This window comes from Microcystis protocystis FBCC-A270 (assembly GCF_050500235.1).
GTDB lineage: Bacteria > Cyanobacteriota > Cyanobacteriia > Cyanobacteriales > Microcystaceae > Microcystis > Microcystis ichthyoblabe_A.
Map to the genome: position 1 here is coordinate 1,290,731 of NZ_CP191407.1, position 20,506 is coordinate 1,311,236.

22 protein-coding genes and 1 pseudogene are annotated in these 20,506 nt (G+C 44.8%); 17 read left to right on the forward strand and 6 right to left on the reverse strand.

The features are described 5' to 3' along the window. Positions 1-5 precede the first annotated feature (5 nt). The 8 genes and pseudogenes from ACQY1X_RS06400 (at position 6) to ACQY1X_RS06435 (ending at position 8,464) form a co-directional block, all read left to right on the forward strand. On the forward strand, positions 6-1,199 hold the full coding sequence (locus ACQY1X_RS06400; protein ID WP_271938933.1) for a restriction endonuclease subunit S: 1,194 nt from the start codon (positions 6-8) through the stop codon (positions 1,197-1,199). 319 nt (positions 1,200-1,518) lie between these two features. Next, positions 1,519-1,698, forward strand: coding sequence for a hypothetical protein (locus tag ACQY1X_RS06405; protein ID WP_002746635.1), 180 nt, complete (start codon positions 1,519-1,521; stop codon positions 1,696-1,698). 65 nt (positions 1,699-1,763) lie between these two features. Beyond that, a complete protein-coding gene (locus ACQY1X_RS06410) occupies positions 1,764-5,210 on the forward strand; it encodes a DEAD/DEAH box helicase family protein (RefSeq protein ID WP_430015492.1) in 3,447 nt (1,148 codons plus the stop codon). A gap of 28 nt (positions 5,211-5,238) precedes the next feature. Continuing rightward, complete coding sequence (locus ACQY1X_RS06415) at positions 5,239-6,057, forward strand: Rpn family recombination-promoting nuclease/putative transposase (RefSeq protein ID WP_430015493.1); 819 nt, start codon at positions 5,239-5,241, stop codon at positions 6,055-6,057. A gap of 29 nt (positions 6,058-6,086) precedes the next feature. Continuing rightward, positions 6,087-6,929: an Rpn family recombination-promoting nuclease/putative transposase gene (locus ACQY1X_RS06420; protein ID WP_430014201.1), complete on the forward strand. Its 843-nt coding sequence runs from the start codon at positions 6,087-6,089 to the stop codon at positions 6,927-6,929. Positions 6,930-7,073: 144 nt separating this feature from the next. Next, on the forward strand, positions 7,074-8,117 hold the full coding sequence (locus tag ACQY1X_RS06425) for an IS630 family transposase (protein ID WP_069474877.1): 1,044 nt from the start codon (positions 7,074-7,076) through the stop codon (positions 8,115-8,117). Between the two features lie 3 nt (positions 8,118-8,120). Further along, positions 8,121-8,324 (forward strand): annotated as a pseudogene (locus ACQY1X_RS06430) (Rpn family recombination-promoting nuclease/putative transposase); the annotation flags it as partial. A gap of 29 nt (positions 8,325-8,353) precedes the next feature. Next, positions 8,354-8,464: an Rpn family recombination-promoting nuclease/putative transposase gene (locus tag ACQY1X_RS06435; protein ID WP_223210947.1), complete on the forward strand. Its 111-nt coding sequence runs from the start codon at positions 8,354-8,356 to the stop codon at positions 8,462-8,464. A gap of 65 nt (positions 8,465-8,529) precedes the next feature. On the opposite strand, the gene ACQY1X_RS06440 is transcribed toward ACQY1X_RS06435, so the two are convergent. Then, positions 8,530-8,847 (reverse strand): DUF3067 family protein, encoded by a 318-nt coding sequence (locus ACQY1X_RS06440; protein ID WP_002732720.1) that lies wholly within the window; start codon positions 8,845-8,847, stop codon positions 8,530-8,532. A 176-nt stretch (positions 8,848-9,023) separates the two neighbouring features. Here ACQY1X_RS06440 and efp point away from each other — a divergent pair, with 176 nt between their 5' ends. From efp to ACQY1X_RS06465, 5 genes are all read left to right on the forward strand, one after another. Continuing rightward, a complete protein-coding gene (gene efp, locus ACQY1X_RS06445) occupies positions 9,024-9,581 on the forward strand; it encodes an elongation factor P (protein WP_002732990.1) in 558 nt (185 codons plus the stop codon). 166 nt (positions 9,582-9,747) lie between these two features. Then, positions 9,748-10,242, forward strand: a complete 495-nt coding sequence (accB, locus tag ACQY1X_RS06450) for an acetyl-CoA carboxylase biotin carboxyl carrier protein (RefSeq protein WP_002733878.1) — start codon at positions 9,748-9,750, stop codon at positions 10,240-10,242. Between the two features lie 5 nt (positions 10,243-10,247). Further along, the gene (locus ACQY1X_RS06455; protein ID WP_430015494.1) at positions 10,248-11,234 is read left to right on the forward strand and encodes a zinc-dependent alcohol dehydrogenase family protein; all 987 of its coding nucleotides are present in this window, start codon (positions 10,248-10,250) and stop codon (positions 11,232-11,234) included. A gap of 139 nt (positions 11,235-11,373) precedes the next feature. Then, the gene (locus ACQY1X_RS06460) at positions 11,374-12,060 is read left to right on the forward strand and encodes an ATP-dependent Clp protease proteolytic subunit (protein WP_002733425.1); all 687 of its coding nucleotides are present in this window, start codon (positions 11,374-11,376) and stop codon (positions 12,058-12,060) included. A gap of 35 nt (positions 12,061-12,095) precedes the next feature. Next, on the forward strand, positions 12,096-12,695 hold the full coding sequence (locus ACQY1X_RS06465) for an ATP-dependent Clp protease proteolytic subunit (RefSeq protein ID WP_002734165.1): 600 nt from the start codon (positions 12,096-12,098) through the stop codon (positions 12,693-12,695). A 514-nt stretch (positions 12,696-13,209) separates the two neighbouring features. Here ACQY1X_RS06465 and ACQY1X_RS06470 read toward each other — a convergent pair. The 4 genes from ACQY1X_RS06470 to ACQY1X_RS06485 all read right to left on the reverse strand — a co-directional run bounded on the left by ACQY1X_RS06470 (position 13,210) and on the right by ACQY1X_RS06485 (position 16,569). Continuing rightward, positions 13,210-14,619 (reverse strand): IS4-like element ISMae7 family transposase, encoded by a 1,410-nt coding sequence (locus ACQY1X_RS06470; RefSeq protein ID WP_430014668.1) that lies wholly within the window; start codon positions 14,617-14,619, stop codon positions 13,210-13,212. A 150-nt stretch (positions 14,620-14,769) separates the two neighbouring features. Further along, a complete protein-coding gene (locus ACQY1X_RS06475) occupies positions 14,770-15,450 on the reverse strand; it encodes a response regulator transcription factor (protein ID WP_430014204.1) in 681 nt (226 codons plus the stop codon). A 305-nt stretch (positions 15,451-15,755) separates the two neighbouring features. Continuing rightward, positions 15,756-16,211, reverse strand: a complete 456-nt coding sequence (locus tag ACQY1X_RS06480) for a (2Fe-2S) ferredoxin domain-containing protein (RefSeq protein WP_036402182.1) — start codon at positions 16,209-16,211, stop codon at positions 15,756-15,758. A 55-nt stretch (positions 16,212-16,266) separates the two neighbouring features. Then, positions 16,267-16,569, reverse strand: a complete 303-nt coding sequence (locus tag ACQY1X_RS06485) for a hypothetical protein (RefSeq protein WP_430014205.1) — start codon at positions 16,567-16,569, stop codon at positions 16,267-16,269. A 115-nt stretch (positions 16,570-16,684) separates the two neighbouring features. On the opposite strand from ACQY1X_RS06485, the gene ACQY1X_RS06490 reads away from it, so the two are divergent. The 3 genes from ACQY1X_RS06490 to ACQY1X_RS06500 all read left to right on the forward strand — a co-directional run bounded on the left by ACQY1X_RS06490 (position 16,685) and on the right by ACQY1X_RS06500 (position 18,989). Beyond that, positions 16,685-17,086, forward strand: a complete 402-nt coding sequence (locus ACQY1X_RS06490; protein WP_180995434.1) for an Npun_F0494 family protein — start codon at positions 16,685-16,687, stop codon at positions 17,084-17,086. A 178-nt stretch (positions 17,087-17,264) separates the two neighbouring features. Further along, on the forward strand, positions 17,265-18,740 hold the full coding sequence (cobQ, locus tag ACQY1X_RS06495) for a cobyric acid synthase CobQ (protein ID WP_430014206.1): 1,476 nt from the start codon (positions 17,265-17,267) through the stop codon (positions 18,738-18,740). Positions 18,741-18,749: 9 nt separating this feature from the next. After that, the gene (locus ACQY1X_RS06500) at positions 18,750-18,989 is read left to right on the forward strand and encodes a 2Fe-2S iron-sulfur cluster-binding protein (RefSeq protein WP_002794701.1); all 240 of its coding nucleotides are present in this window, start codon (positions 18,750-18,752) and stop codon (positions 18,987-18,989) included. A gap of 14 nt (positions 18,990-19,003) precedes the next feature. Here ACQY1X_RS06500 and ACQY1X_RS06505 read toward each other — a convergent pair whose 3' ends face one another. Then, on the reverse strand, positions 19,004-19,708 hold the full coding sequence (locus ACQY1X_RS06505; protein ID WP_430015495.1) for a cytochrome b/b6 domain-containing protein: 705 nt from the start codon (positions 19,706-19,708) through the stop codon (positions 19,004-19,006). A 44-nt stretch (positions 19,709-19,752) separates the two neighbouring features. Here ACQY1X_RS06505 and ACQY1X_RS06510 point away from each other — a divergent pair, with 44 nt between their 5' ends. Beyond that, the gene (locus ACQY1X_RS06510) at positions 19,753-20,493 is read left to right on the forward strand and encodes a TIGR00297 family protein (RefSeq protein WP_430015496.1); all 741 of its coding nucleotides are present in this window, start codon (positions 19,753-19,755) and stop codon (positions 20,491-20,493) included. The last annotated feature ends 13 nt before the right edge of the window (positions 20,494-20,506 follow it).

Sequence of the window (20,506 nt, forward strand, 5' to 3'; positions counted from 1 at the left end):
TTGGGATGAAGAAATCTACTGTATTTCCGATATTACCTCTGGGTAAGATTTGTATCTTGCATAGTGGGGGAACTCCTCGCCGTAGCAACAATAAATATTATGGCGGTAATATACCTTGGGCAAAAATCGCAGATTTAGATACTGAAAATGGAATTGTTGTAGATACTGAAGAATACATAACAGTTGAAGGATTACAGGCTATCAATAATCGAATTTTCCCAAAAGGGAGTATTTTACTGGCAATGTATGGCTCTATTGGAAAATTAGCAATTGCAGGGCGTGATATATCATGTAATCAAGCAATTTTAGGAATACAAATTAAAGACAAAGAACATTTAGATATTAACTACTTAAGGCTATGGTTAACTAGCATAAAGGCTACTTTGGAGTTTCAAGGACGAGGAGTAACGCAACAGAATATATCCAAATCTATTGTCGAGAAACTAGAAATCCCCCTCCCACCCCTCGAAGAACAGCGAAGAATTGCGGCAATTTTGGATAAAGCGGATGGGGTGCGACGCAAGCGCAAAGAGGCAATTCGGTTGACTGAGGAGTTATTGCGATCAACTTTTCTAGAGATGTTCGGTGATCCTGTTACTAATCCGAAAGGGTGGGAGATTGTTAAACTAGGTAGTCTTGTTGTCGGCCAACTAAATAATGGCATTTTTAAGAAAAATCACGAATATGGTGGGGACACACCCGTTGTTTGGGTAAAGGAACTCTTTAGTGGTTACACTATCGATTGTTCTGAAAGTAGGACTTTAACGCCAACAGATGAAGAAGTGAAAAAGTTTGGATTAACAAAAGGTGATATTCTTTTTTGTCGATCTTCTTTAAATCGTGAGGGTATTGGCTTTAACAATGTTTTCGATGGCATGGATTTTTCAGCACTTTTTGAGTGTCACATTATTCGAGTCAGCCTGAACCAAAGAAAAGTTAATAGCATCTTTCTGAACTACCTTTTGCGTTTTCCTGGACTCAGGAAACAGATTATTGCTAAAGCAAATACAGTAACGATGTCCACCATTGGACAAAGTGAAATAAAGAAAATAGAATTTTATCTTCCTCCAAAGGAACTGCAAGATAAATTTGAGATTTTTTTGCGAAAAATTGCAACAAATCGAACGAAATTAGAAAATAAAGAATCCGAAAATCTCTTTAATTCCCTTTTACAAAGAGCATTTAGGGGGGAACTGTAGCCATGGCAGCCGGCGGATTACTGCCATAATCTTGTGGGAAATGCCATTAAAAAAGACCGTTGGACAATTAACCAAGATTCCTATCATCTCACACTGTCACTAGGGAAAACCCTAGATAAAATAACCGGCTCTTCTCGACTTTGTGTGATAAGTTTAAATTATATAGGATTGATCGATCTTTGTGTCCTTTGTGTCTTTGTGGTTCGTTCCACCCCCTCGCTAGGAGAAATGTATCTTAGAATACATTTTACCCACCAAACCTAGGAGAGCCAATAACCGAACTTGCTGTTTTTAAATTGGCAACATTTGGAGTAAAATAATGGAAAAAGTAATTAACAAAGTTAACATCAAAAAGCAAAATAATGACTTTAACTATTGGCAAAAACAATCCTATCAAAAACGATTAGAAGCGTTAGAACAAATTCGCCAACAATACCACCAATATAAATATAATGCTGAACCAAGACTTCAAAGAATTTATACAATTGTTAAACAATAATCAGGTAAAATATAGAGATAGCCAAAACTTTGGGAATAATAAAGTTATAGACTGGGGAGCGCAATATGGATTCAAACTTCTCCTTCCTGCGAGATCAATTCCCGACAATCTACGATCATGCCAGCCAAGCGGAGGGATTAGTCTTCAGTAACCCCCGGGCCAGTTGCTTCTATACCCGTTTTGTCCTAGAACAAATGGTCTGCTGGCTCTATGAAAACGACCCCTACCTGCAACCGCCCCGGGACAATAGCCTAGGCGCTCTTATCCACGAGCAAACCTTTAAAGATAACCTTAAACCAGGACTTTTCGGCAAAATTCGCACCATCCACAAAGTCGGCAACAACGCCGCCCACCATGGCAGCCCCATCAGTGAACGGGACTCCCTGCACCTGATCGAGGAACTATTTCATCTCACCTACTGGCTGGTGCGCTACTATGGGCAGAATGGGCGAAAATTGGGCGATATTAGCTTTGATCGCCAGAAGATACCCCCGGCCGCACCCCCCGCTCCCAAACAACTGCAAGACCTCGAAAAACGCCTGTCCCAAAGCGATGCCCTGCGCCAATTGGCCGAAGCAAAACAGCGCCAAACCGAGGCCGAACTGGCAGCCGCTAGGGCCGAACGGGATGCCCTCCTTGCCCAAAATCGAGCGATCGCTGACCAGCACGACTACAACGAAGCCGACACCCGCCGCTACCTGATCGATGTACTACTCCAAGAGGCCGGCTGGGATACCAAAGCCCCCAACGCCACAGAGTTCGAGGTGTGGGGGATGCCCATCCAAAAGCCCGGAGATACTGGGCGCGGTTTCGTCGATTATGTACTCTGGGGTGATGACGGCAAACCCCTCGCCCTCGTGGAGGCAAAACGCAGCAGCAAAAGCCCCGACAGCGGACAAGATCAGGCCAAACTCTACGCCGACTGCTTAGAAAAAAACTACAACCAACGCCCCGTTATTTTCTACAGCAACGGCTATGAAACCTATCTCTGGGATGATCTCGCCTATCCCCCCCGTCCCGTCCTCGGTTTCCTGCGAAAAACCGAGCTAGAACGGCTAATTTTCCGCCGTTACCACCGTAAACGCCTCAGCAACACCGCCATTAACGAGGATATCGTCGGCCGTCCCTACCAGAAAGAGGCCATCCGCCGCATTACCGAAACTTTTGAAGAAAAGTGCGCCCGTAAGTCCCTGTTGGTTATGGCCACGGGAACCGGCAAAACCCGAACTGCGATCGCATTAGTGGAACTGCTCAAGAGTGCCAATTGGGTAAACCGAGTCCTGTTTCTGGCCGATCGCAATGCCCTATTAAAGCAAGCCTATCGAGCCTTTCAGCGTCATCTACCCAGCGTTACCGTCCTGCATCTGACCCGCAGCAAGGAAGTGACGGGGGCTAACGTCATCTTCTCCACCTATCAAACCATGCTCAACGCCATCGATCGCATGGATGCAGAGGGGCGAATCTTTGGAGTGGGTTATTTTGACCTAGTGATCGTCGATGAAGCCCATCGCTCCATTTATCAGAAATACGGCGAAATATTCGATTATTTCGATGCCCTGCTGGTGGGGCTAACTGCCACGCCGCGCTCGGAAATAGACCGGGACACCTACCGCATTTTCCAGCTACCCCAGGGCGTGCCTACCTTCGCCTACGAGTTAAATGATGCCGTTAGGGATGGCCACCTCGTCCCCCCCAAGGGCGTTACTGTGCCGTTTAAGTTTCTGCGTACTGGGGTTAAATACAGCGATCTAACCCCACAGGAGCAGCTAGACTACGAGGAGAAGTTCCGGGACGAGGAAAGCGGCGAACTACCGCAGGCAATTAACGCAGCTGCCTTTAATGACTGGTTGTTCAATATCGACACCGTGGATCAAGCATTAGAATTATTGATGCAACGGGGGCTAAAGGTCAACAGTGGCGATCGATTGGGTAAAACGATTATTTTTGCCCGTAATCACCGACACGCCCAATGTATCTGCGATCGCTTTAACAGTAACTATCCTCACTACAAAGGTCATTTCGCCAAAATTATTGACAGTCACGACAATTACGCCCAGAGTCTGCTCGATGACTTCAGCGAAGTCAACAAAGAACCGATTTTGGCCGTCTCGGTGGATATGCTCGATACCGGCGTAGATGTGCCGGAAGTGGTTAATTTGGTCTTTTTTAAGCCCGTATTCTCCCGGGTGAAGTTCAATCAGATGATCGGGCGCGGGACCCGTCTCTGTCAGGATTTGTTTGGGCCTGGCAACCATAAAACCGAGTTTCTGGTCTTCGACCTCTGCGGGAATTTCGAGTATTTCGAGCAGGATATCGATGAAACAAGCCAGAAAATACGCGAAAGCCTCACCAGTCGCCTAGTTAAACATCGCCTCGAGTTGGCAACCCGTCTCGCTCCCTCCAAGCCAAGCGCGACACCTAGGGCAAGAGAGCAGTCCTCTACTTACAAAGTCGATCGATCCGGCGACCTATACACGAGTTTGCTCGATGCACTCCATCAACATATCGCCACCATGCCCCGGGATAATTTCCTCGTGCGTCGTCGCTTGCCGCAGGTGGAGACCTTTAGTCAGCGCCAGCGTTGGAACAACCTGAGTCAGGAGGACGCGGCCACCATTGCCGACTCCTTGGCCGGTTTACCCAATAGTCTGCCCAATGAGGATCCCCTGGCCAAGGAATTCGACCTTCTCTGTGTGAAACTGCAATTAGCCATTCTCAAGGCCGACCGTAGTTATGAGCGATTGCGGGACAAAGTGCGGGATATTCTCGGTCAACTGGAGACTAAGCCCGATATCCCGATGATTAAGGGGCAATTAGACTTTATTCGCGAGGTGCAGGACGAAAGCTGGTGGATCAGAGCAACGCCGTCAATGGTGGAGGGGATTCGGGTGCGTGTCCGGGATATGGTCAAGTTTATTGATCGCCAAAAGCAGCAGATCGTGATCACCGATTTTGTCGATGAGATGGGGGAGGTGCAGATTGTCGATATTCCCACCCATCAGACCGGTTTTAGTCGCGAACAGTATCGCCGGAAAGTGGAGGCCTATATCCGTGAGCATCAGGATCACCTTGCGATCGCTAAGTTGCGGCGCAATATCCCCCTAACGGAGACGGATTTATCTGCCCTAGAGGAGATGCTATTTTCGGCCGCAGAAATTGAGAGCCGTCAGCGTTTTGAGGAGGTCTTTGGCCAGACAAAAAGCCTCAAGCTCCTGATCCTGGAAATCGTCGGACTTGATCCCGCAGGGATCCGCGTAGCGGCACGCCAAGCGGCTAAACAAGCTTTTGCCCGTTATTTGCAGGGGACAAACTTCTCGGCCAATCAAATCCGTTTTATCGAAAATATCATCGATATGCTCGCTAAAAACGGAGTTATCAATCCGGGGGCGCTCTACGAGCCTCCTTTTACTGATAACCATCCCGAAGGTCTAGATGGGATGTTTAATGATCAGGAAGCTGATCGGATCGTCTCGATTTTGCGATCATTTAATGAGTCCGTTGATGCGGTTTAAGAACAAGCGCGGATGAAGAAATAAAAGCATGAAAACTGACACGATTTTTTATCAACTCTTTCAATCATTCCCCTCTATCTTCTTTGAATTAATTCAACTCCCCATCACCGAAGCCAATAACTACCGCTTTGACTCAGTGGAAGTCAAACAACTTTCCTTTCGTCTCGATGGAGTCTTTCTGCCTCAAAATAATCACCCCCAGACTCCTATCCACTTCTGTGAGGTACAATTTCAAGAAGATGAGGCTTTTTATCAGCGCTTTTTCACTGAAATATTCTTATATCTCAGTAAAACTGACTTAACCAATGATTGGCGGGGTGTGATTGTCTATCCTAACCCTCAAGTAGAAACCGATAAAGTTCAACGCTATCGGGAACTCCTCAACTGCGAGCGAGTGAGACGGATTTATCTGAATGAATTAGAAAACATTCCTCAAACTTCGATTGGTTTAGCCACAGTCCAATTAATCACCCTATCTAAAGCAAAAGCGATTGATAGCACCCGAAAATTAATCCAAAGAGTGCGGCAAGAATTAACCCCCGACCAAAAACCGCAAGAACTCCTACAATTAATAGAGACGATTCTCGTTTATAAGTTACCACTTCTCAATCGTCGGGAGATAGAAACTATGTTTAGTTTAGATGAATTAAAACAGACTCAGTATTTTCAAGATGTGCGCGAGGAAGCGCGTCAGGAAGGTCGTCAGGAAGGTCGTCAGGAAGGCAGACTAAACAAAGCATTAGAGGCGGTCCCTCGTTTGTTAGCCCTAGGGTTAAGTGTTGAGCAAGTCGCATCCGCGTTAGAGTTAGAGGTTAAACAGGTTAGAGCTATACAAAACGGGACATAAAAAATGCGATCGCCTTGTAAAATAAGAGCATGAAAACTGACACGATTTTTTATCAACTCTTTCAATCTTTCCCCTCTATCTTCTTTGAATTAATTCAACTCCCCATCACCGAAGCCAATAACTACCGCTTTGACTCAGTGGAAGTCAAACAACTTTCCTTTCGTCTCGATGGAGTCTTTCTGCCTCAAAATAATCACCCCCAGACTCCTATCTACTTCTGTGAGGTACAATTTCAAGAAGATGAGGCTTTTTATCAGCGCTTTTTCACTGAAATATTCTTATATCTCAGTAAAACTGACTTAACCAATGATTGGCGGGGTGTGATTGTCTATCCTAACCCTCAAGTAGAAACCGATAAAGTTCAACGCTATCGGGAACTCCTCAACTGCGAGCGAGTGAGACGGATTTATCTGAATGAATTAGAAAACATTCCTCAAACTTCGATTGGTTTAGCCACAGTCCAATTAATCACCCTATCTAAAGCAAAAGCGATTGATAGCACCCGAAAATTAATCCAAAGAGTGAGAGAAGAATTAACCCCCGACCAAAAACCCCAAGAACTCTTACAATTAATAGAGACGATTCTCGTTTATAAGTTACCACTTCTCAATCGTCGGGAGATAGAAACTATGTTTAGTTTAGATGAATTAAAACAAACTCAGTATTTTCAAGATGTGCGCGAGGAAGCGCGTCAGGAAGGTCGTCAGGAAGGTCGTCAGGAAGGTCGTCAGGAAGGCATTGAGCAAGGCAGACTAAACAAAGCACTAGAGGCTGTTCCTCGTTTGTTAGCTTTAGGGTTAAGCGTTGAGCAAGTCGCATCCGCCTTAGAATTAGAGGTTGAACAGGTTAGAGCTATACAAAAAGGGAGATAATCTCCTTCTGTCCTTATGTCTAGGAAGTCCTGTTAATCCTATCGTCGGGAGATATACTTTGCACGGTTATAACTTGCATTTTTTACTCAAAGACAATAATATAGTTCAAGAGTCATAATTAGAAGCAAAGCACTCATTAAAAACATGATTAACCTAGAATTCACGGAAGAAGAAAAGAACTCACTGTATTATGAAAGATTTCATCATCCTCATCCCCGGGTTCAACTGAAGATGGAAGTTCTCTGGTTAAAAAGCCAAAAGATACCGCACAAAAAAATTTGTCAGTTAGCAGGAATCTCGCCAAATACCTTATTAACCTATCTTCGAGATTATCAAGAGGGCGGAATAGAAAAATTAAAAGAAATCAACTTCTATCGCCCTAAAAGTGAATTAGAGTCTCAAAGAGAAACACTCAAAAAATATTTCGAGAAAAATCCACCAGCCACAATAAATGAAGCTGTATATAGAATAGAAGAATTGACAGGGATAAAACGAAGTCCTACCCAAGTGAGGAAATTCTTAAAATCCTTGGGAATGAAATGTTTAAAAATAGGTTCTCTTCCTTCTAAAGCTGACCCAGATGAACAAGAAGACTACAAAGAAAAAAAGCTAGAACCCAGACTAAATGAGGCTAAAGAAGGAAAAAGGGCTGTTTTTTTTGTTGATGCCGCTCACTTCGTCATGGGAGCATTTCTCGGTTTTGTTTGGTGTTTTGAGAGACTTTTTGTTAAGTCACCGAGCGGGCGTAAACGCTTCAATGTTTTAGGAGCATTAAATGCAATAACTCATGAAGTTATTCTAGTTACTAATGACACTTATATTACGGCAACTCAAGTCTGTGAACTTCTTGAAAAAATAGCTGCTTTAGGACTAATGATTCCCATCACTCTAGTCTTAGATAATGCCCGCTATCAGAAATGTAAAATTGTTGAAGAATTGGCTCTTTCTTTGTCAATAGAGCTACTCTATCTGCCGTCTTATTCGCCTAATCTAAATTTAATTGAAAGGCTGTGGAAATTTGTCAAAAAGAAATGTTTACATGGTAAATATTATGAAAACTTTTCTGACTTTTCTTCAGCCATTTATGAATGTCTGAATGATGCCCATCTGAAACATAAAAAAGAACTGGATTCCTTGCTGACTCTACGATTTCAGAAGTTTAATAAATCTCAGATTATGAACGTCTAAAGTATAGAAACTATGTTTAGTTTAGATGAATTAAAACAAACTCAGTATTTTCAAGATGTGCGCGAGGAAGCGCGTCAGGAAGGCAGACTAAACAAAGCATTAGAGGCAGTCCCTCGTTTGTTAGCCTTAGGGTTAAGCGTTGAGCAAGTCGCATCCGCCTTAGGGTTAGAGGTTGAACAGGTTAGAGCTATACAAAAAGGGACATAAAAAAAGCGATCGCCTTTTAGAATAAAAGCATGAAAACTGACACGATTTTTTATCAACTCTTTCAATCATTCCCCTCTATCTTCTTTGAATTAATTCAACTCCCTGGTTTAAGTATTCTCAATGTTAGTAAAATCCAATAATCCCAGTAATGCTAGTATATTCGAGTAATACCCACAAATTTCGATAATGTAATTGTAATAACTGATCACTGATCACTGATCAGCCATTCCGATGCCCTTTCACCCAGATCTAGGGGCAGACTAACCGCTTTACCGAGACGGGGACGCTCGCGGGTTTCGCGGATAAAAGCTTGAAATTGACTAACACCACCCCATTCGTGGAGATAATTGGCGATCGCATTGAGATGTTCCAGATATTCAGACTCGGAGAGGGGAAAAGAAGCTTGTTCGAGATATTTCCACATTACCTGGACATGAACCTTATCTTTGATGCGTCGTAGCTGGATATCGTAGGAACGACCCCATTTTTCTAGTAATAATTGCTGTAAGTCCACACCCGTCATGGTTGATATCGCTTCTCAGATGTCAGTCAGTCAATTAATTCTAACTTACTTTTAGCTGCTGCCCCTAGGTTAGTTCACCGCGCTTCGATTCAGACCAATTCCCATAAAAAAGTTTTTTTCGGTACGGCGAGTATGTAAAATGGAATGTTGATCTTTCTTGGCCTAAACAGCATTTCATGATTTCGAGTAACGACTTTCGGAGTGGCACAACCATCCAGATCGATGGCTCTGTCTGGCGGGTGGTGGAATTCCTGCACGTCAAACCGGGTAAGGGATCGGCCTTCGTGCGAACCAAGTTAAAAAATGTCCAGACGGGCAACGTGGTAGAACGGACGTTCCGGGCCGGGGAAACCTTGCCCTCAGCCACGATCGAAAAGCGCACCATGCAGCACACCTACAAAGAAGGCGATCAGTTTGTCTTCATGGACATGGAGACTTTTGAGGAAGCAACTCTCACCCCAGCACAAATGGGCGATCGAGCCAAGTATCTGAAGGAAGGAATGGAAGTCAATATTCTCTTTTGGAATGAGCAAGTATTAGAGGTAGAATTGCCCACCTCGGTAATCTTGGAAATCACCGATACAGATCCGGGAGTCAAGGGAGATACGGCCACCGGTGGCACGAAACCGGCGATCGTAGAAACGGGAGCGCAGGTGATGGTTCCCCTGTTTATTTCCATCGGTGAAAGGATTAAAGTGGACACCAGGGATGGTTCCTATCTGGGACGGGAATAATTGTGATCAGAAGCCCAGAAATGAGGTCTTAGGGACGGATTTAGGACTAAAGCCAGTTTTCTCTAGCCTGTTTCCCAAAACTTAGCCGCTAGATGTCAAAAATCGACGGTTTGGTGGGTGCGAATTTGGATTTGTTGCTTTTTATTTGCGGGGGGATTTCAGAGCGGTGACTATTGATTACAACGAAATTCGAGAACTGATCAAAACATTGGCAGCCACGGATATCAGTGAATTTAGCCTAAAAAGTGCAGATTTGGAGCTAAATATCCGCAAAGGAACCGTTAATACCGTCCTTGGTTCTCTCCCCGCTCCCTTGCCGGTGGTGACAGCCCCGGTCGCCCCTCCAGTGGTAGCCGCCGGTACCACCCCGGCCCCAGAAACTCCCACCCCCGAACCCGTGGCCGCCGCTATTGATAAAAAATGGCTGGCGATTACCTCTCCCATGGTCGGCACTTTTTATCGCGCTCCCGCTCCCGATGAACCGTCTTTCGTGGAAAAAAACGATCGGATCCGTGTCGGACAAACGGTCTGTATCATCGAAGCGATGAAGTTGATGAACGAAATCGAAGCGGAAGTAGCTGGGCAAATCGTCGAAATCGCCGTCGCTAACGGTGAACCAGTGGAATTTGGCCAGACGTTAATGTGGGTTAATCCCGAATAGATAGAATGAAAGCTATCCTCATGACCGCCGTGGATGTCCTGCAGCTTCAGCAAGTCCCCACCCCGAATATTAGTCAACCGCATCAGGTTTTAGTAGCATTAAAAGCCGCTGGTGTCAACCCTATTGATACAAAAATTCGTAAACGCGGCACTTTTTATCCCGAGCAAATGCCAGCGATTTTGGGCTGTGACGGGGCGGGAATTGTCGAGGCCGTTGGGGCGGCGGTGCCGGATTTTCGCCCCGGGGATGAAGTGTACTTTTGTAGCGGCGGACTGGGCAAGGCCGGCACGGGAAATTATGCCGAATATGCCCTGATCGAGGCGGATTATCTAGCCCACAAGCCGAAATCTCTTTCTTTTGCCGAGGCGGCCGCTGTACCTTTGGTTTTAATCACCGCTTGGGAAGCACTCTACGATCGCGCTCGTCTGCAATCGGGACAAAGCGTCCTGATCCATGGCGGGGCCGGGGGTGTTGGTCATGTTGCGATTCAATTGGCGAAACTGAGGGGGGCTAAAGTTTATACAACGGTGGGAAATAGCGATAAAGAGCGTTTAGTGCGGCAATTAGGGGCAGATTACCCGATTTTATACAAACAAACCGATTTTGTCGCGGCGATACTTGAAGAAACCGCAGGGAAAGGGGTAGATGTCGCTTTTGATACGGTGGGAGGGGCAACTTTTGGGCAAACTTGCCGAGCGGTGCGCGTGTACGGCGATATGGTGACGATTTTGGAACCTACGGGCAGCTGGAAAGAAGCCCGCGATCGCAATTTGCGGATTAGTTTAGAATTAATGTTAACCCCGGCTTTGATGGGACTGCCAGAAGCGCAAAAATATCAAACAGAAATTCTCAGGCAAGGGGCGCGTTTAATTGATGAGAAAAAGTTAACTATTCATCTCTCCCAAACCTTTCCTTTAGCGGCAGCTAGCAGCGCCCATCAATTGCTAGAAACTGGTGCGGTGACGGGGAAAATTGCCCTAATTATCGACTAGAAATCTGCTTGTTACTACTGGTGAGCAGCAGAAGTTGTTAAAGCAGGGAGAGGGCAAACCACCGCTACACTTTTGCCAATCGGTCAACCTGATTACGTTAAAATCAAAAGCAGGATACTGTGTATGACGGAAAAACTCGATGAACTCAGTGATTAAAGCGGTACAAACTGCCTATTATGGGGATGCAGCCTATCGGACACCACCACCGGACTTAGAATCTCTCCTGCTCAAAGAGAGAATTGTCTATCTGGGGTTGCCCTTATTTTCCTCCGATGATGTCAAGCGCAATATCGGGGTGGACGTGACGGAATTAATTATCGCGCAACTGCTTTACCTGCAATTTGACGATCCCGAAAAACCGATTTTCTTCTACATCAACTCTACCGGCACATCCTGGTACACCGGCGACGCGATCGGCTACGAAACGGAAGCTTTCGCCATCTGTGACACCCTCAACTACATTAAACCTCCCGTTCATACTATCTGTATCGGGCAGGCCATGGGAACTGCAGCGATGATTCTTTCCGCAGGAACCAAGGGTTTTCGCGCCTCCTTGCCCCACGCTACCATTGTTCTCAACCAAAATCGCACCGGGGCCCAAGGACAAGCCACCGATATCCAGATTCGTGCCAAGGAGGTAATCGCCAATAAACAGACGATGTTGGAAATTTTCTCGAAAAATACGGGTCAAACCACCGAAAAACTGGCGAAAGATATGGATCGCACCTTCTATCTCACCCCACAACAGGCGAAAGACTACGGATTAATCGATCGCGTTCTCGAAAGTCGCAAGGAGCTGCCGAAACCCCTTGCCCAAGTTAGTTAAGATTTATTACAAATTAGCAGGAGTTGTTACCAATTATGCCTATCGGTGTGCCAAAAGTTCCCTACCGTCTGCCGGGTAGCCAATACGAACAGTGGATTAGCATTTACAGCCGTCTTTCGGTGGAACGCATTCTTTTTTTGGGGCAGGAAGTCACCGACGGGTTAGCCAATGCCCTTGTGGCCCAAATGCTTTATCTCGACTCGGAAGACCCCACTAAACCTATCTATCTCTATATCAACTCGCCGGGGGGTTCCGTTACCGCCGGTATGGCCATCTACGACACCATGCAGTACATCAAAGCGGAAGTGGTGACTATCTGTGTGGGATTAGCGGCCTCTATGGGGGCATTTTTACTGGCTTCTGGTAGTCCGGGTAAGCGTCTCGCTCTTCCCCACGCGCGGATTATGATTCACCAACCCATGGGCGGAACCGGGCGCCGGCAAGCGACGGATATCGACATTGAAGCTAAGGAAATCCTGCGTATTCGCCAGCAATTAAACGAAATTATGGCTAATCGCACCGGACAAACCATCGAACGCATCGAAAAAGACACGGACCGCGATTATTTCCTCTCCGCCGAGGAAGCTGTCGCCTACGGTTTAATTGATAAGGTGGTCGAGGGAAGACCTGCTTAAGTCAGCCAGAGGTTAGAACAGGCGAGAAACCTGTTCTAACTCCCCAATCAAGGGCCGACGCTATGGGTCCCTACCAATCACAGCAGCTGCAATGTAGGGGCGCAACGCTTGCGCCCATAATGTGACATTGTGAACATTTTTCAGCCAAGGGCCAAGAGAGGCTCTTTTTTTCTGATCTTGAGTAAATAGGGTCTGCTCAATAAATGTGAAATATAGACGAGGTAAGGGTTTAAGTGGCCTGTTTCGCTCCCACAGGTGCAAGATTTTGAGAGAATCGTGGTTCAAAACCTTGCATCTTCGGGGCGAAGCATTCGGGCATAACCTATCGCTGAAACCGTAGATTTCCTATCCGAATGCTTCGCCCCTACTTTTTGCCGCAAACCCTAAGTAGCTGGTTATAATTAAATTAAAAATGGATTTTAGGTTCGATCCCCCCTGCCCCCCTTGATCTATCCATTAGTCACATCTTTCTTAACATAAAATTTGACAAAAAGAGAAAAGTGTGCAAGATGGCTCAAGGGGGTTCTATGGGGGGACTAATTTGATGAGATAGTTTCCAAGTCTGGCTGATATCATGTAACCTTCGCAGTCCCAACCAAATAGTTTTAACACCTGGTTCACCGTCACCTTTTCTACCTAAAAACCCCCCAAGAGAAGCAATCATTCTGACCGCTTCTCGAAAGGAGGGCGGCTTTTCAGGTGGCGGACTCTTTTTATGAATAGTGGCACACAAAGATTGCCATTCATGTTCTTCCAAAAAACTTTCACAACTCTCCTCTCCGTGTAAGCGTGCTTGATAGGTTAACCAGAGTAATCTCCAAGCTACAATTGAATAGGTAGCTAAGGCCATCTCAATTCTACGACCCGTTTCTAATTGCAGTTTTTCTAATCCACAACCACTTTTTAAAACAAAATGATAGCGTTCTATCAACCAGCGATAACTGTACCAGCGCACACAGGTTATCGCTGATTCAAAGCTACTAATGTCTAGGCTAGTTAAGAGGAGCCAACTGATAGGATTAACTCCAGGACGCGGATTTTCTTCTTCAGCTAAAATTACCTGTAATTTGACCGGTTGACGAGGGTTCGCTTTCGAGTGATGCTTAGGTACTTGTATTTCAAAACTGGCAAATCTAACTGTTAGTTTAGCTAGTCTAGCCTCGTGATTAGGATTGCGTTTTACTTGCACATCTAGGCTACCACAGGCTTTTATTTCTCTGATGGATTGATGTAAATATTTAGGTTCTGGATGCCCTGACCTTTGCTTGTCTTCGAGATAGTTAACTTTTCGGTTATGAGTTCCTCGGATTAATAAATGAGAGTTAGGACTTCTTGATTGGGCAAATAAATCAAATATGTCTGCCTCACAATCTCCGATTGTTACTACTTGAATATCTTCGGGTATTTGTTGTTGTGTTTCTGATACAGACTCTAACCATCTTTGACTTTCTTTTTCTTCGGTTTCTCTTTTTTTTCTTTGCTTGGCAATCCCTAAATTCTTTTCTTCTCTTGCCCAGACATATTGATTAATCAGTCCTAAAGGTATTCCTTGCGCTGACACTCCTAAGGTGGTATGAACTTTGAGACCAAAGGATTTTTTATAATCTAGATAACCCATTCCTTTTTTGGCTTTTTGCGTCGTAAAGTCTAAACTTGTTGTGTCTTGCACTGCCAAAACTATTGGATGTTCTTTGATTCTTTCTACTGTACTTTTGGCTTGGGCGGCAATTATATCTGAGGGGTGAAAATAGGGGGAATTCCAAAAGTCGTAGGTGGCACTCGCTGCGGCTAGATTTCCCGAAGCTTGTGGCACACTTGTACTAGGTTGGCTGGCCAAGTTTTCTACGATACTGATTAACCTTTTCTTTCTTCTGGTGTCCCCCAGGTCTGCATATTGTAATTCTTGGGCTGCCCATTTCTCCATTTTTTTGCTTACCTCCACCTTAATTCCTTCTTTCAAAACTATACCTATCAATCGTTTCCCCTTTTTTTAAGTTTCTTCTCTTTTTGTTAAGAAAGATCCGACTAATGGATAGCTTGATAAGGGGGGTGTCTGACAACTTTTAACGCCTACCTACTTAGTCAACAGCTTATTACTTTCGATCGCCCATTGGGTCAATTCCGTGCGATTATGAAGACCGGTTTTATGAAGCATATTCGACACATGACTTTCGATTGTCCGTTGACTAACATTGAGTTTTGCGGCGATTTCCCGATTAGCCAGACCCTGGGCGACCAATTGTACTACTTTTAACTCCGTTGGGGTTAATTCCACATTACCCGGAACCTGAACAGGGGTGACATCCGGGGAATGGATGCGGGTGCTGCGTTTCGGCAACTGGCCCGCTTGTTTGAGGGAAGACTCCACCCGGGCCACTAATTCTTCCGGTTCAAAGGGTTTGACCATATAAAAATCGGCCCCGGCGGTTAAACCTGTCACCTTGTCCTGACTTTGATCCTTAGAGGAGAGAAAAATCACGGGAAGGCCACTAAAACGAATGTCCCGACGAATTGTTTCGAGGAAGGCATAACCGTCCATTTCCGGCATCATCAGATCACAGATAATCATATCGGGCATTTCCCTTGCTTTGGCAGCATTTGCCCCGCGTTCAAGGATTGCCAGGGCCTCGGGACCGTTTTCTGCGGTTGTCACCCTATAACCACGAAACTCTAGATAATCCTTCACCAAAAGTATTAAATTTGGGTCATCGTCGATTAATAAAAGTTGTTTGTTGTCTTTGTTGGTCTCTTTCATCGCTATTTTCCGGGCTGCAGGGTTGGGGGAATGGAGACGGACAAAGGATCGACAGGCACTCATGCAACAGGTAGTTAGGGTTTCCTGAATAAATCTAAAAACCTTATCCAACAAGGTTTTTAGACTTTTTTTCTCTCAAAAACTGCCGACCATTGGAGTGATTGGGGGGAAAATTCTGGGACTTTTTCCCTAAAAATTAGGTAATTGACTCCCTCAAAATCGGTAAAACCCTACACCCCACACCCCACACCCCACACCCTGCCCCCACGAAAAACTTTTTGCCGCAAACCCTAATTAATTGTGTTTCAGCTAGTTTTAACGCTGTTTTCCTCTATTGTTTCGGGTTCTTCTTCTGGACAGTTCAGGGAAATTGCCGGTAAATCGTGGCGAAGGAAAGCATATTCGGTGACGATTTGATTACCGATTAGGTGTTCTTGGATAATTCTTTCGATCGCTTCCTTGTTGACCCTTCCATACCAGACTCCTTCCGGGTACACTAATAAAATCGGTCCTTGGCTACAAACCCGCAAACAGTTGGCTTTAGTGCGAAAAATACAGCCCGGACGGTTCGCGCTGGGGCGATCGAGTTGTAATTCACTTAACCGCTTCTTTAAATAATCCCACACTTCTAACCCTTCTTCCTTGTCACAGCATTTTGGCTTAGTCTGATCGCAGCAGAGAAATAGATGACGCTGGATCTGGGCCAGTCCCAACTTAGCCACATTTTCCCCCAAGATATCTCTGGTGTCCGCTTCTTCCATAAATTTTTTTTATCAACTAAACCCTTGACATTGAACAGAAAATGTGCATAGCCGACTAAAATTTCGGTTTGAGGATGTAACGATAGATGAGATAAACGATAGCGGCGAGGATTAAAGCGCTTAAAACTGCGCTAACTAGCCGTAAAATCGCCGTTAAAATCGAAAGAGCCACAAAAACCCCCGCCACTGCCACGACTACCTGTGCCGGTGTGGACAGGCTGCCGTACCAAGTTTTCACTTTTTCGAGGGTGGCAGCGAAACTAACCGGGGTATCAAGGGGGGAAAAATCGTCGGTTTCGATTTCCACTTCCACTTCCTCTGGGGTATATTTAGTATCGAACGGTTCGGGAGACTTCATAAATACTCAAGCTACTTAACACTTCATCCCTATTTTATCGGTGATTGGGGTTGATAGGGGTTGGGACGAAATTAATGTAACAATGAGTTTATCAATAGCTAGACGACTGGAATCTATGAGCCTATCGACTGCCACCGTTACCGCCATCAATTATTCTGATGCTACCATCACTAGGGCCCAACGCGCCCTCTGTTGTTCTCCTTTCCGTGTCACCCTATTCGCCGCTATGCTGGAGCAAAGTGTATCACTTTTGAGCATTCCGGGTGCTGGGGGTTTAGAGAAAGGTTATACTTCCAGACTGCTGACGGAAGCAGCAGTGGAAAGCTATCTTCTCTGGTTGATTAAAGTGGGAATTTTGCGACGCGAAGTAGATGGACAGGGGATAACCGATAGTTTTCGTCTCACTCCTTTGGGGAGGAAATTAATAGAAAAATGGCAACCCCAAGGGGACTTTTTCCCTCAACCCACTTTCTGGCAAAGATTTTTAAATACTCTGCAACGTTGGTTTTCTTTTTAATGCTGTTGGGAGTCAGTTATCAGTTATCAGTTATCAGTTATCAGATGTGAGTTTTCAGTTATTAGCCTCTTGCATGAGTGCCTGTCCTTATAAGTAGCATATACTCAACGGATTTAGTATCAACTGATTACTGTTTACCGATTACTGTTCACTGAAAATGCTCAATTAAAAAAACTAGATGAAAGCAATTATGGTAGTGGGGACAACCTCCCACGCGGGTAAATCTTTTTTAACTGCGGCTTTATGTCGTTTATTCAACCGGAAAGGTTGGCAGGTAACACCCTTTAAAGGTCAGAATATGGCTCTTAATGCCTATGTTACCGCCGGAGGGGAAGAAATGGGTCACGCTCAGGCGGTGCAAGCATGGGCCGCGGGGACAATTCCCCGGGTAGAAATGAACCCAATTTTATTAAAACCCCAGGGAAATATGACCTCTCAGGTGATTATTAAAGGTAAGGCTGTTGGTGTCACCACGGCAGCGGATTATTATCAGAATTATTTTGACCAAGGTTGGCAAGCAATTAAAGAATCTTTAGCCAAATTATCGGCAGAATTTGATCTAGTTGTCTGTGAAGGTGCGGGAAGTCCGGCGGAAATAAATCTCAAACATCGGGATTTAACTAATATGCGGGTGGCTAAATATCTCGATGCCGCTACTATTTTAGTGGTGGATATTGATCGCGGGGGAGCTTTTGCTCACGTCGTCGGTACGTTAGAATTATTAGAACCGGAGGAAAGAGCTTTAATTAAAGGTATTGTGATCAATAAATTTCGCGGACAAAAATCTCTCTTAGATTCGGGGATTACTTGGCTAGAAGATTACACAAAAATTCCCGTGTTGGGAGTTCTTCCCTATAGTGATATCTTTTTAAGTGCCGAGGATTCTCTCAGTTTACTCGATCGCCCCGCCCAAAAACCCAAAGCTGAACTAAATATCAGTGTCATTCGTCTGCCTCATATCGCTAATTTTACGGATTTTGACCCTCTCTGTGGCGAAGCAACAGTTAATGTCCGTTATCTAGAATTACAGGAATCTTTAGGTGATCCTGATGGGGTAATTATCCCCGGTTCTAAAACCACTGTTGCTGATTTAATTGCTCTTAATCAAAGTGGTATGGCTAATCAATTACAAGCCTATCACCAAAGGGGAGGTATTATCTTTGGCATCTGTGGTGGTTTGCAAATGTTAGGGCGATTAATCCTGGATCCTGACCATCGAGAAGGTCCCGAAAGTGAGGCAACTGGCTTAAATTTACTGCCCTTAAAAACGGTAATTACTGCCGAAAAAATTACCCGTCAACGACAAGTTTTATCTAATTTTCCCCAGGGGGGTTTACCAGTAACAGGATACGAAATTCACCAGGGAATAAGCCAATGGGAAAGTGAATCAGGTTATCAAAAAATGTTCGAGGAAGATGCTAGTCTAGGAATTGTCAATGATTCTCTCTCAATTTGGGGCTGTTATTTACATGGTATCTTTGATAATGGTTCTTGGCGAAGAACTTGGCTAAATCATCTACGTCAGCGTCGCGGTTTATTATCTTTGCCTACGGGAATTGCTAACTATAGTGAACAAAGAGAAATAACCCTAGATAATATGGCTAATTTATTGGAAGAACATTTAAATCTTAAACCTATTTTTGCTCATTTGTAAGGAGAAATTATGACTATTTCAGTGCGTTTTTTACCCGATGATATTATCATAGAAGCGGAAACGGGAGAACTATTATTAGATGTAGCCAAAAAAGCAGGAATTGACATTCCTACTGGCTGTTTAATGGGTTCCTGTCACGCCTGTGAAGTAGAATTAGATGATGGTACTCAAATTTGCAGTTGTATTACTGGTATCCCGGGCGATCAAGATTCTTTAACCGTTCATTTATATTCCGATCCGCTCTGGTAGTTGCTCCCTTAGATCTAGTCAAACTTGGGAACAATCCAAGCCGCTATAATAGCCAATAAAACAACAATTTCTAAGACTTTATATAAGTTAAGAGATTGTAGCCACTGAAAACTATTAGCTAGACGCAAACTTAACCCCCATTGACGTAATTGAGATAACCATAATTTCGGACTATCTTGTTCACGAAAACCCCATTTAAGGATAGACAATAACAGGGGAACTCCTCCCACTTTAGCAGTCATGAGCAGGTGCAGGATCAGATATACTGCCATAATTAACCAACTGAGCAAATGGGCATAATACCAAAAGTGATTTAATTCCCCTTCCGGTAGCCATTTGGAATCCATCATCCGACCACTATACAAGGCAAAAGTTAGGGCAAAAAGAATCAAAGTATTGACTAAACGATGGAGACTGTACCACCAAATTGGCTTACCAAATTGGGTTAATTTGTTAAGAGAATCACTTTGAATTAATCTTTTGTTGCCGCGACGAAAAGCATAGATAGCAAAAACGGGAAAGATAATCAGAGTATAGAGGCCAAAAGTACCATGAATACTTTCAATTTCTTGATATTCTGGTAGGGGCAGTTTCAACCAACGACCGTCAAAAGTATCATAGGTCCAATAGGCCGTAACCATGGCGGCAATGAGGACAATTCCCGTGAATCCGTGCAGAATTCGCAGTAAAAGAGGTTGATAAGGTTGATTAGTTTTCATAAACTCGATCGATACAATAGGGTATATAAACTTGGCCAGATACTATGTTAACTAATCCTTGGCTCGTCGCTGTTCTTCTCAATACCATCCTCCTCGGAATCGCTGCAATTGCCCCAAAAAAGCTCTTAACTCGGATGGGTTATCTCCATGCTTGGGTTTTAGGGGTAATTGTCTGGGGAAGCTTGGGATGGCGCGGTTATCTGATTGTTTTATTCTATTTCCTCGTCGGTTCTACTGTCACCCGCATCGGTTTAGCGCGCAAGGAAGCGGAGGGAATCGCCGAAAAAAGAGCGGGGGTACGCGGTCCAGAAAATGTCTGGGGTTCCGCTTTAGCAGGGGCAATTTGCGCTATCCTCAGTCTTTTTGCCGCTTCTCCCTGGGATTACCTGTTAATACTCGCTTATGTGGCTAGTTTTAGCACTAAATTAGCCGATACTACTGCCAGTGAGGTGGGCAAAGCTTACGGTAAAACTACTTATCTAATCACTAATTTTAAATCCGTCCCCCGGGGAACAGAAGGTGCTGTTAGTTTGGAAGGAACGCTCGCCGGTTTGCTGGCAGCCACGGCGATTTCCCTGTTAGCATGGACTATCGGTGCGATCGATCTTCTTGGTGTGTTATGGTGTGTAATTGCAGCCTTTATCGCCACCAATATCGAAAGTCTCATCGGAGCTACCCTACAAACCCGCTTTCTGTGGTTAACTAATGAATTGGTCAATGTGATCAATACGGTTATCGGTGCGATCGTGGCTATACTGTTAAGCTCGCTCTGGTCTTTCCGCTAAAATTAAGTGACTA